The following is a 12,115-nucleotide window of genomic DNA, read 5'->3' on the forward strand; positions in this document are numbered from 1 at the left end:
CACAAAAATAGGTTAATTTTGGCGCAAAGTACAAAACCAGCCAAAGTCTTGCACAGCCAGATTTATTTATACCTGTTACCGGTCATCGCGGTCATTCTTGGATTCTTAATTTCCCTTTTACTAAAGCCGGGCGATTCGTCCAGTTTTAAGCTATTACTGGCTTTTAGTGGTGCCTACCTCCTTTCGGTCACTGTTTTGGAGCTTCTGCCAGATGTGTACAGCCACGAAGGAAAGAGCATTGGGGTTTTCATTTTACTTGGATTGTTGCTGCAGATCGTGTTGGAATTTCTGTCCAAAGGAGTGGAACACGGTCATATTCATCACCACGAAGATCATTTCCCTGTGTTACTGCTGGTGAGCTTGAGCATTCATTCACTACTGGAAGGCTTCCCAATAGACCACGATTCTCATTTACTGCACGGCGTGGTCGTACATAAAATCCCGGTGGCGGCGATACTCTCCGTATTTCTGCTGAAGAGCAAGATCAAAAAGTACCAGGTCGTCCTGTTTTTAAGTTTGTTTGCGCTTATGACACCTTTAGGAAGCTGGATGAAACAGCATTTTGAAGTCTTGCATGCGTATGCTCCCTACATCAACGCTGTGGTTATTGGAATATTCCTGCATGTCTCCACGACCATTTTATTCGAAGCCTCCAAAAATCACAGTTTCAATGCTTCCAAGCTTGGTGTGATCATTTTAGGGATTTTGCTCGCTTATTTTATCTGATATGTTTAGCCGGGAGGAATCAAAGAAAATCAGGCAGGAATTCTGGACGAGCTTCGGAAAAGAATACCCTCGAAAATGGCTGCTGTACAACACCAAAATGAAGGAAATTCAACTGAAGTTCACCTTCGACCGCAAAAAGGCGCAGGTTTCTTTGGACATTATCGATGAGGACCCGCTCATCAGGGAATATTATTACGAAAAGTTACAATCTTTACAAAAGATCCTTCAGGAGGAATATCTTTCCGAAGTCATTTTCGACCCTGAATATGAACTACCAGAAGAAAAAATGATCTCCCGCATTTACGTGGAATTACCGGGTGTGAGCATTCACAATAAAAACAACTGGCCGCAGGTAAAAGAGTTCCTGGCGATGAAAATGAGTAAGTTGGAAGAGTTTTTTAAGGATTTCGCGGATTTTATTAAAAACTAAAACTTCAATTACCGTTTTTAACTATCTTGCAGTTAGAAAGATAGCGACTTACGTCTTTCCCTACCAGTCTTTCATTCTAACTGTTCACTAACCACTAATACCATTTAGAATGAAAAATTTTAAAAATGTCACTTTTGCGATTCTCGTGATCTTTGTTGCTGTTTCCTGTTCCAAAGATGACAAACCTTCAGTCAACTCCTCAGATGCGGTGGGAAAATGGAAACTGCAGGAATATTACTACTCCGGAGACAGTCAGGGCAGCTATGACGGTATGGACCTGAGTTCTTCCTATTCGGTCACCACTGAAAATTCCGACGCCTATTTAGAATTGCTGGAGGACAACACCTTTAAAGCTACGGGCTCTATCGATTTTTACATGAGTATGGATTATATGGGACAATCTATGGATCAGACCATGGCCAATACCGCTTTTAACGGAACCGGAAACTGGAGTATTGATGGCAACTCGATGAAATTGAGCAACCAGGTTGCCAGTTTTAACAACCAGTATGTTCAACAGGCAGAAGTGCAATCTATGACCATCGAAGAACTGACCAGCTCGAGAATGGTCCTCACATTTGACGTCACTCAGGACATGAGCCAGATGGGCATCGATTACAGTGTGAGCATGAAAGGTAAGCAGGTGTACACCCGTTAAAAGGTTATGCCATTCCTGCTGTTTTCGCCTGGAACTCTCCGGGCGAAACACTTTTTCGGGCTTTAAAAACACGGTTGAAATAAGACCTACTCTCAAAACCACACTCCAGATACACTTCCTTAATCATCTTTTTAGGGTTCTGTAGCAGGCTCACAGCGAGTTTAATGCGCTCATTGTTGATGAAATCGGTTGGGGAAATTCCGAGTTCATTTTTGAAGACCCGGTAAAAATTAGATTCGCTCATGCAGGCCTTCTGGCTTAATTCTTCTACGGAAATGGATTTATGCAAATTCTCACGAATATAAGCCACCACATAGGCCAGACGGTTAGATGAACTCAGCTCAAAGCTTTTCTCATTATAGATCTTCCTGGAATTGGTTTGAAGGATCCTGATGACCAGCTCATCCAGCATGTTATCTACAAAAAGATCTTTAGACGGATGGTTTTCCGTAAAAAGAAAGATCAATCGCTGCAAAATCTGGTAGATCCCGATATCGTTCGTGAAATGAAAATTATAATCGATCAATTGCCATTCGCGGTTATCAGTTTTAGGCATCAGCTCATTCATACGCCCCAGTACTTTCCTTATTTTCTCTTCGGAAATTGCCATTGCCAGGCATTTGGTAGGATTTTGATCACGGGCTTCCGGAAAATCGATGCACATCAATTCATTTGAAGGTAAAATAAGTGATTCACCGGGTAAAAAATCAAAAGACTGCTGCTCCCGAAGGTGCATGATCTTTTTTCCCTTCAGCATACTGGCCAATACCGGTTGATCAAATTGCAATAAAACCCGTTCTGCCTGCTGGTGTGTTTCAAAAATATGCAGGGCGGCATTATTCAGCGTATAAGAGGTCTGATTTTCTACCAGGTTCTCTAATTTTCGATTTTTATAAAAGCTCTCAGGAAGCACCATTTTGAAAACTATAAATTTTTAAGAAGATATATTTCTAAATATACAATTTTAAGTAAGATTAATTATCATAATCACAAGCTTTTACAGAATTGTTCACGGTAATGATAGAATAGGTCAGATCATTTGCTCTTGGGAATCATAACTTTGAAAGACTTGCTGTAACCACTTCTAAACGAGCAGGTAATATTCAGATTAAACAATTAAAACATTTTATTATGAGCGATGTACAAGCAACCGAAAAAAAATCCATTCAGAAACCCCAATTTAAAGACAAGTATGACAATTTCATTGGCGGAAAATGGACCGCGCCTATCAATGGTGAATATTTTGATAATATTTCCCCGGTAGATGGGAATAGTTTTACCAAGGTAGCCCGTAGCACCGAAGAAGACGTCAATAAAGCGATTGATGCCGCCTGGAAAGCCGCACCCGAATGGAACAAGTCTTCCGCAACCACGCGTAGCAATATGCTATTGAAGATTGCAGATATCATGGAACAGAACCTGGAAGATCTCGCCAGAGCTGAAACCTGGGATAACGGGAAAGCCGTAAGAGAAACCCTTGCTGCCGATCTTCCGCTGGCAGTGGACCACTTCAGGTATTTTGCCGGTGTGATCAGGGCCGAAGAAGGTTCGGTAAGCGAACTGGATGCGAACACCGTATGCCTGAACGTTACAGAACCACTGGGTGTGGTAGGCCAGATCATTCCCTGGAACTTTCCTCTATTGATGGCCGCCTGGAAACTTGCACCGGCACTCGCAGCTGGAAACTGTGTGGTACTGAAACCTGCTGAACAAACTCCGGTAGGAATCATGATCCTTATGGAATTGATCGAAGAAGTGCTTCCTGCTGGCGTGCTGAATATCGTGAACGGTTTTGGTGCGGAAGCTGGAAAACCTCTGGCCTCCAGTTCCAGAATCAACAAAGTTGCCTTTACAGGTGAAACCACGACCGGTCAACTAATCATGCAGTATGCCTCAAAAAATATTACTCCGGTAACCTTGGAACTTGGTGGGAAATCACCGAATGTTTTCTTTGAAAGCGTAATGGATGCCGATGATGATTTCTTTGACAAATGTATTGAAGGCGCCGTGATGTTCGCACTAAATCAAGGTGAAGTATGTACCTGTCCTTCCCGACTGCTGGTTCAGGAAAGCATCTATGACAAATTTATTGAAAGAGTCATTGAAAGAACGGAAGCGATCAAATTGGGTCATCCGCTGGATCCAGATACCATGATGGGTGCCCAGGCCTCTAACGACCAATACGAAAAGATCCTGAATTATATCAATATTGGTAAAGAAGAAGGTTGCGAAGTGTTGACCGGAGGTGAAGCAGCCTACAACGAAGGTCTTGATGGCGGTTATTATATCAAACCAACTATCTTAAAAGGAAATAACAAAATGCGCGTGTTCCAGGAAGAGATTTTCGGGCCCGTGGTTTGTGTGACTACTTTTAAAGATGAAGCGGAAGCGATCGAAATCTCGAACGACACTTTATACGGATTAGGTGCCGGAGTATGGACCCGGGATATGCACCAGGCATACCAGATCTCGCGTGAGATTAAAGCTGGGCGTGTATGGGTGAATAATTATCATAATTATCCGGCTCATGCTCCTTTTGGAGGTTATAAAAAATCAGGTATTGGTAGAGAAAATCATAAGATGATGCTGAATCATTATCGCCAGACCAAGAATATGCTGATTTCTTATGATAAGAAACCGATGGGATTCTTCTAAGATGGGCGAAAGAGTAGCTATTACCAATGAAGCAAGAAAAATTGTCGATCAGCTAAGAGAGCGACATGGTGAACTGATGTTCCATCAAAGCGGAGGCTGCTGCGATGGATCATCTCCCATGTGTCTTGAAAAAGGTGATCTGCTATTGAATGAAAACGACGTCTGGCTGGGCACTATTCACGGTTGCGAGTTCTTCATGTCAAAAGACCAGTTCGAATATTGGAAACACACCCATTTAACTGTGGATGTCACCAAAGGTCGCGGCTCCAGTTTCTCCCTGGAAATTCCGATGGGAGTTCGTTTTGTGATCAAATCGAGAATGTTTAAGCCGGAAGAATACGAAAGTCTGTCGCCAGTTAAGTATGGCGAAGAGTTTATTGACTGATTTTTTTAAGTTAATGGTTAGGAAATAGCCGCGCGTTGAAACGCGCGGCTATTTTTTTAATACCTTACCGTCAAATCCTGCTATGAAACATCCCGAATTTGAGTCGGATAGATTGCTGCTTCAGCATATTACTTCAGAAGACCAACCAGCTATTTTTAAAGGTCTGTCGCATCCGGAAATCATCAAATATTATGGCGTACATTACGACACGCTTGAAGAAACCGGTATCCAGATGCAGTGGTATCAAAACCTGGAAAAGTCCGGTTCGGGAAAATGGTGGATCATCCGCCTGCGATCTGGCAGTCATTTTTGCGGTGCCATCGGTTTTAATGATTGGAATAAGGAACATGAAAAAGCGGAAATCGGTCTATGGCTTTTCCCGGAATTCTGGGGCAGCGGAATCATGCAGGAAGCTGCAGAACTGGTCTTTCCGTATTTGTTCGATCAATTGCATATTCACAGGCTGGAAGCATTTGTAGAAATCGAAAATACTAACTCAGCGAAACTGTTGGAAAAACTGATGTTTCAGCAGGAAGGAATTATGCGAGATGCTGAAAAGAAAAACGGTCGTTTTATATCCATAACCATCTGGAGTCTTCTAAACACCAAAAATTAGCTATTACAACAATTTATTTCTTCGGGCAATCTGGATAGCCTCCAGCTTATTATGAGCCTGTAATTTTTTATAGATATTTTCGATATGTTTTCTTACGGTTGCGGGAGATATCACCAGAATTTCTGCAATCTTCGTATAGCTTTTTCCGGTGGCCAGTTGTTCCAAGACCTCTGTTTCCCTGGTACTCAGCTCCATTTTTTCCTGTTCTTCCAAACTTGCCTGTTCCATGGGTTTGCGCAGTAACTGAAGTGCCTTCCTCGCTATGGACGGCGTCATAGGAGCTCCGCCACTTAATACTTCCTGTATAGCTTCATACAGCCTTTCTGCAGGGGTATCCTTTAACAGGTAACCATCGGCACCGGCTTTGATGGCGTTGAAAATTTTTTCATCACTATCAAAAACTGTTAGCACCAGCACGTGAATATGCGGATATTTCTCCTTGATCCTCTCGGTCGCTTCGATACCATCCATCTCAGGCATCTCAATATCCATCAGCAACAGTTCAGTTTGCAGGTGTCCCACAATCGTCTTCAGCAGTTCTTTTCCGTTGGAAACAATAAAGCGGCAACTCAGATCTGGAAATAATCCCAGCTTTTCTTCCAGTGCTTTCTGAAGGAAATAATTGTCTTCCACGATCCCTATCCTGATACTGGCCATGTTCAGCTTATCTTTTTACTTACCACTATGTTGGTGTTTCCGTTGGAGCTGATATTAATATCAGCCGCAATCAATTCAGCTCTTTTTTGCATATTCCGCAGACCATTGCCTTTCTTGATCTTACTTTCCACAAAACCAACCCCATCGTCGCTCACCTGGAAAAATATTTTCTGCTTTTTCTCGAAAATATGCACATCTATATTCTCACCTTTGGAATATTTAGTGGCATTGTTAACGGCCTCCTGAATAATTCGGAAAAAATTGATGCCTTCTAATGCCGTAAATGTCCTTTCCGGATCGATGTTTGAATCAGTTCTTAAAGAATAATAAATTTCAGGGTTCATCTCCCTGGCCTGGTCCAACAGGTTCATCAGGCGCTGTTTCAATTCCTCAAAACTGATGCTTTCCTTGTTCATGGCCCAGACGGTATCCCGTAAATCATTGATGGTCTGAGAGGTGAAAATACTGGTTTGCTTTAGCTTTTCTGAAATTTCTGGTTCTTCATCTTTCAATTTAAACCGAAGATTATCCAAACTGCTCATGATAAAGGTTAGTTGCGAACCAATATTATCGTGCAAATCCCGACTAATTCGTATACGCTGCTCTTCCAGGCGGTTCTGCGTTTCGATTCGTGCCAGGGCGACTTCCAGTTCTTTCTCTTTTTCCAGCTGTTCTCTCTTCAGTTTTTGCTGCCTCATATAAAGGTAGCTAAAAGCAGCAAGCACCACTAGCAGCGCTACAACCGAAAAGATGATAATTTCCTTTTTTCTAAGGTCTTTTTCCTGCTGTAACAGTTCCGCTCGATTTCGTAATAGCTCGTTTTCTTTCTGTTCCGTTTCGAATTCCACATTCAGTTCTGCCAGTTTCTTCTGAACCTCCAGCCCTGATATACTGTCTTTATACTGACTATATTTTTCAAAATAGAATAGCGAACTATCGGTATTCTTTAGATTTTTAAAAGCTTCAGCCAGTTTTTCATAATTATACTGAACCAGGAACCGATAATCTTCCTTCCTGGCAATGGGAACCGATTTCTGAAAAAAATTGATGGCCTGTTCATTCCTATTTTGAGCCAGGTATACTTCTCCTATTTGGGTATAATTTTCCGCAAGCCCTTTCTGATCATCCAACTCCTGGCGAATTTCCATCGATTTTTCAAAAAATTCGATCGCCTTTTGATGGTTCCCTTTTAAACTATAAACGCCGGCCAGATTGCTGTAGCTATAGGGCAAGCCTTCTTCAAATTTTAATTGTTCAACCAGTTTCAATCCTTCCTCATAAAAATATTGTGCGCTGTCCAGCTGTTCCTGCATTTCCTTTAAAACGCCGTAATTATTATAAAGTCGACTCAACGTATTGAGAAATTCCTGTTTACGCGCGAGCTTAATGCCTTTATTCATGTAATACTGGGCTTTGTCCATATCCCGGCGTTTCATACCGTAACCCAGCTCTCCATAAGCATAGGCCACATCTTTGGGCATATCAGCTTTTTCATAATGCCTGATAGCCTCCAGCATATTCGCGGTGCTTTTCTCATATTCGCCGCGATACGTATGGATCACGGCAAGCTGCTGATAGGAATTGGCTATTCCTTTTTCGTAACTCAGTTTTTCGGCGTTGCGAAGATTGGTCGTATAAATGCTGAGTAAAGAATCGGTCGTGATCGAAGCATTCTGAACGAGCCGGTTGTTGAGGGAATCGATTTCCTGTTTGGTTTGTGCATTTCCCAAAGAAATCGATAGCAGCAAAACAATTATACCCCTTAATTGTTTCATGGAATCGTGGTTAGTTATGCCTTTAAATTTATACTTTTTTGTGAGACTAAAACTTCTGAAAGATTGAAAATTAGAAAATTATACTGCTGAAGTTTTGTTTTCCGAAAACTAAGTTGCTGTTTATGCAGCCCTATTTTCTCCTTCAAAGCATGCTCCTCGCGCTGCGATTTCTTCAGAAAAGTTCTGTTAGCTTTTCTAAAATACAGCATCAGTGCAAGAATGGCTAATATGATAAAGAGAAGAATAAAACGTTCCATAGTTTTCGGTTCAAGAAAAAAGGCCGGGAATTCGTCTAGCAATTTTCCCGGCCTACTGTTAAAAACCCAATAAAAGATCATTGAATTTTCATAGGTGCTTATCTGGTAAGGTCGTAGGCATAAACCGTGTTATTATCGGCTTGATAATATAATACCCCTCCAATATCATCAACCTTGTATTCTGGTTTTTTATCCTTTAATAGAATTTCCTTTTCAACCTTACCAGTATCTTTATTCACTTTTACCAATCCGGCGCCATCATCCAGTTTGGTTAATATGAACTGATCATTTTCTGTAGCAGATGTAGCTTTATATCGCTGTGACATGATTGCGAATGACGCATCGGCTATTCCGGCAAACATATCGGCAGCACGCTTGGCTTCTTTTCCGTATTCGTTATAATTCCGAAGATTATTACTACTGCCAAAGCTGGTTTTATTGGCTCCTGCTTTATAGGCACTGGCCATTGCAAGCGCTGTACTGGCTACAGCAACAACTCCGGAAGCAATTTTCATGATACCGCTATTAGTTGGAGATTTGTAATACTCATGATATGCTTCATCCCCGTCAAAATTATATAAAGCCATATTCTGACTGGAGGACAGGTAAACTCCATTATCCCGTAATTCCATATGGTCTGGCTGTTCCTTTTCATCAAATTTAACCTTTCCAAATTCCGAAACATTTCCAGTATTCTCATCTACCGCAAAGATCTCATCGTCAGCGCCAATTAAATATCTGGAGTTTTTGGCATCATAAGCCGAAGCAACTGCCGCAGCATTTTTATATTTTAATGGCTTGTCCCAAACCTGATCACCGGTTTTAAGGTCAACGATATTGGCATCTTCATTAGTAATATAAATAAGACCCTGAGGTGTTTCTGCCATTATCTGAATATTCTCACCAGTTTTCAAAGGTTTCTTGAAAAGTGTTTCGCCTTCAAAAGATATTTTATTGATCCCTCCTTCATAGATTCCGAAAAGAATTCCGTCATCCATCACGTAGAAATGCTGGACATATCCTTTGGTTTTAGGGGCTTTCTCCCAAAGATCCTCGCCGTTGGTTGCACTCATGAAGGCGATATTCGATTCATTTTTCTTACCAATTACGCCACCTGTTCCTCCACTTTGGTCACTCACAATGGCAAGACCTTTATCAAGTATTTCAAAATTGGAAATCGTTCCCTTTACCTTTCTGTCATCCTTCCATAATTCTGCTCCATTAGAACCAACTTTATGAATTCTGGTATTGGAACCGTTATTGACTGGTTCAAATGCGTAGATTTCCTTTTCTGTTTTATCGGAAACCATCCAGCTTATATCCTTCATTTTATTCTCCCAAAGAGTCTTTCCTGAATGATCTTTGCTAATTAGCCCCTGTGTAGTTGGAATGATTAACGATGATTTTAGTAAAAGAGGTTTTCCGGTAACAGCAAAATATTTAGCGGTTGTTTTTCCAGGTTCGTTCAGGAAAAAAGAATAATCCATTTTTCCACCGGAAAGATCGTAAACAGCAACCTTCGCGGTATTCTTCTCGGCCATCGAACCTTCTTTCTGAAGTCCGGAAATGACCAGTTTATTCTGCGGAAGAATCACGTCAAAAGTATATACCTGTTTCCAGCCAAGATCATCGGTTTTGAAAATAACCCGTCCCGAAACATGATCAATAATTGCTCTTTTTGTACCGGTCAAAGCGGAAAGACCCGCCATAGCACCTTTACCACCTCCTTGTGCGACAATTACGTATGGAGACAACGGAACAAATTCCATTTCTTCAGTTTTGATAGCACCATAATCTGTAAAATTAAATAGAGGCTGACTATTGGCTGCTGAAATTCCAACAAGACCGTCGTTAGTTGCAGCGATAAGAGTTCCGGCATTCGTAAGTGTCATTTCATTGATCTTCGCGCCGAGTTCATATGTGTTATCTGGTTGACTTTGAGAAAATGCTGAAAGAGAACCGAAAGCCAGGAATGATAATAATAACTTTTTCATCGTTCTAGCTTTTAAAGTTTAAATCGAATTCTCCACCGGAAATTGTTTTAATAGAATCATCATTTCCATTTTTTCCTTTGAATTGGAAAGTGCCTTTTACCCCTGAATCAGTTTCTTCAGAAATAGTGACCGAACCACTGGAAGAAGTGTCGTATGATGCACTCCATACCTGTGTATTCATAGGGTTACTGATATTTGTTTCGGTATAACTCGCTGTATTGAAATTGGAAGTCACTGGACCGAACTGATATGTTCCTTCGCCATCATATCCTATGATAGTCATTGTGATCCCTATTCCATCTGAATTGGTTCCTTGAAGAAAAAGCATAGTACCGCCGTTACTCGAAGATTTTACGGCATTTGAAGAGATGGCAAAAGATTCAAAATCTTTACCTTCAATCTTAGCAGTCATTTTTCCACCACCATCGCCAGCTCCGTTTTCATCATCGCCTGAGCATGAAGTCAAGGCTACCGAAATTAATAGGAAAAAGGCGAAAACTTTTAAGTGTAGTTTTAATGTTTTCATAATTTATTGGATTTGTTAGATTATGAGATAAAACTACTTCGGTAAGTAAGTGCAATCAATACGGCAATTGTCGTATTTTGAATAAGGTATTTAAATTCACCGCATAAAAAAACCCTTTATCTGTGTAGATAAAGGGTTTTCAAGAAGAAGGCGGCGACCTACTCTCCCACAATGATAGCAGTACCATCGGCGCTAACGGGCTTAACTTCTCTGTTCGGAATGGAAAGAGGTGAGCCCCGTTGCAATAGCCACCTTAAATTTTTAAGTAAGATGATTAGACCTTAGATCGCTTGCGCGGTTAGAGTGTCTCTAACTTATCTAATATCCCACTTCTAATATGTTGACATGATTAAAGAAACAAGTAATACAACAGCCTATAAAAGAGCAGCATTATCTGCCCCGACCTGTTGATCGGGGCAGGCGCATCAAGCTTTACGGAGTATTAGTACTACTCGGCTATGACATTACTGCCTTTACACCTGTAGCCTATCAACGTGGTCGTCTCCCACGGTCCTTTAAAGAAATCTCATCTTGTGGTGGGTTTCGCGCTTATATGCTTTCAGCGCTTATCCCTTCCCAACGTAGCTACTCTGCAATGCTCCTGGCGGAACAACAGATACACCAGAGGTTGGTCCAACTCGGTCCTCTCGTACTAGAGTCAGGTCCACTCAAATTTCTAACGCCCACTACAGATAGAGACCGAACTGTCTCACGACGTTCTGAACCCAGCTCGCGTGCCACTTTAATGGGCGAACAGCCCAACCCTTGGGACCTTCTCCAGCCCCAGGATGTGACGAGCCGACATCGAGGTGCCAAACCCCCCCGTCGATGTGAGCTCTTGGGGGAGATCAGCCTGTTATCCCCGGCGTACCTTTTATCCTTTGAGCGATGGCCCTTCCATGCGGTGCCACCGGATCACTATGCTCTACTTTCGTACCTGATCGACCTGTATGTCTCTCAGTCAAGCTCCCTTTTGCCATTGCACTCTACGCACGGTTACCAAGCGTGCTGAGGGAACCTTTAGAAGCCTCCGTTACTCTTTTGGAGGCGACCACCCCAGTCAAACTACCCACCAAGCACTGTCCTTCCATTGGAAGTTAGGCTCTAAACAAGTAAAGGGTAGTATTTCAACAACGACTCCACGATACCTGGCGATACCGCTTCAAAGTCTCCTACCTATCCTACACATCACTTGTTCAAAGTCAATACTAAGCTATAGTAAAGGTGCACGGGGTCTTTTCGTCCCGTAGCGGGTAATCGGCATCTTCACCGATACTACAATTTCACCGAGCTCATGGCTGAGACAGTATCCAGATCGTTGCACCATTCGTGCAGGTCGGAACTTACCCGACAAGGAATTTCGCTACCTTAGGACCGTTATAGTTACGGCCGCCGTTTACCGGGGCTTCAGTTCAAGCCTTCGCTAATGCTAAGCT

Annotated in this window: 12 protein-coding genes, 1 rRNA gene and 1 other annotated feature; of the genes, 6 read left to right on the forward strand and 7 right to left on the reverse strand. The window is 42.0% G+C overall.

Annotated elements, in window-relative coordinates; all coding sequences use genetic code 11:
• The first annotated feature begins 18 nt into the window (after positions 1–18).
• The 3 genes from GRFL_RS17885 (at position 19) to GRFL_RS17895 (ending at position 1,814) form a co-directional block, all read left to right on the forward strand.
• Complete coding sequence (locus GRFL_RS17885; protein WP_236995841.1) at positions 19–726, forward strand: ZIP family metal transporter; 708 nt, start codon at positions 19–21, stop codon at positions 724–726.
• Between the two features lies 1 nt (position 727).
• On the forward strand, positions 728–1,156 hold the full coding sequence (locus GRFL_RS17890) for a DUF4268 domain-containing protein (RefSeq protein ID WP_083645877.1): 429 nt from the start codon (positions 728–730) through the stop codon (positions 1,154–1,156).
• Between the two features lie 109 nt (positions 1,157–1,265).
• Positions 1,266–1,814, forward strand: coding sequence for a lipocalin family protein (locus GRFL_RS17895; RefSeq protein ID WP_083645878.1), 549 nt, complete (start codon positions 1,266–1,268; stop codon positions 1,812–1,814).
• Positions 1,815–1,818: 4 nt separating this feature from the next.
• Here GRFL_RS17895 and GRFL_RS17900 read toward each other — a convergent pair whose 3' ends face one another.
• Entirely contained in the window at positions 1,819–2,730 is a 912-nt protein-coding gene (locus GRFL_RS17900; protein ID WP_083645879.1) for an AraC family transcriptional regulator, read from the reverse strand.
• 215 nt (positions 2,731–2,945) lie between these two features.
• On the opposite strand from GRFL_RS17900, the gene exaC reads away from it, so the two are divergent.
• The 3 genes from exaC (at position 2,946) to GRFL_RS17915 (ending at position 5,470) form a co-directional block, all read left to right on the forward strand.
• On the forward strand, positions 2,946–4,469 hold the full coding sequence (gene exaC, locus GRFL_RS17905) for an acetaldehyde dehydrogenase ExaC (RefSeq protein ID WP_083645880.1): 1,524 nt from the start codon (positions 2,946–2,948) through the stop codon (positions 4,467–4,469).
• The gene (locus GRFL_RS17910) at positions 4,441–4,854 is read left to right on the forward strand and encodes a DUF779 domain-containing protein (RefSeq protein WP_236995842.1); all 414 of its coding nucleotides are present in this window, start codon (positions 4,441–4,443) and stop codon (positions 4,852–4,854) included. Before exaC ends, GRFL_RS17910 begins: the two co-directional genes overlap by 29 nt.
• A gap of 82 nt (positions 4,855–4,936) precedes the next feature.
• A complete protein-coding gene (locus GRFL_RS17915; protein ID WP_083645882.1) occupies positions 4,937–5,470 on the forward strand; it encodes a GNAT family N-acetyltransferase in 534 nt (177 codons plus the stop codon).
• A gap of 3 nt (positions 5,471–5,473) precedes the next feature.
• On the opposite strand, the gene GRFL_RS17920 is transcribed toward GRFL_RS17915, so the two are convergent.
• The 6 genes from GRFL_RS17920 to rrf form a co-directional block, all read right to left on the reverse strand.
• Positions 5,474–6,127 (reverse strand): response regulator, encoded by a 654-nt coding sequence (locus tag GRFL_RS17920; RefSeq protein WP_083645883.1) that lies wholly within the window; start codon positions 6,125–6,127, stop codon positions 5,474–5,476.
• A 2-nt stretch (positions 6,128–6,129) separates the two neighbouring features.
• Positions 6,130–7,902 carry a tetratricopeptide repeat-containing sensor histidine kinase gene (locus GRFL_RS17925; RefSeq protein WP_083645884.1) on the reverse strand — a complete coding sequence of 591 codons (1,773 nt, stop codon included), beginning with the start codon at positions 7,900–7,902 and terminating at the stop codon, positions 6,130–6,132.
• A 14-nt stretch (positions 7,903–7,916) separates the two neighbouring features.
• On the reverse strand, positions 7,917–8,159 hold the full coding sequence (locus GRFL_RS17930; protein ID WP_139839270.1) for a hypothetical protein: 243 nt from the start codon (positions 8,157–8,159) through the stop codon (positions 7,917–7,919).
• Positions 8,160–8,257: 98 nt separating this feature from the next.
• Positions 8,258–10,153, reverse strand: coding sequence for an outer membrane protein assembly factor BamB family protein (locus GRFL_RS17935; RefSeq protein ID WP_083645886.1), 1,896 nt, complete (start codon positions 10,151–10,153; stop codon positions 8,258–8,260).
• A gap of 4 nt (positions 10,154–10,157) precedes the next feature.
• Positions 10,158–10,679: a DUF6252 domain-containing protein gene (locus GRFL_RS17940; protein WP_139839269.1), complete on the reverse strand. Its 522-nt coding sequence runs from the start codon at positions 10,677–10,679 to the stop codon at positions 10,158–10,160.
• A gap of 145 nt (positions 10,680–10,824) precedes the next feature.
• Positions 10,825–10,935: ribosomal RNA gene (rrf, locus tag GRFL_RS17945) — 5S ribosomal RNA — on the reverse strand.
• Between the two features lie 165 nt (positions 10,936–11,100).
• Positions 11,101–12,115, reverse strand: a sequence feature (23S ribosomal RNA rRNA prediction is too short).

It is taken from the genome of Christiangramia flava JLT2011 (assembly GCF_001951155.1).
Taxonomy (GTDB): Bacteria; Bacteroidota; Bacteroidia; order Flavobacteriales; family Flavobacteriaceae; genus Christiangramia; species Christiangramia flava.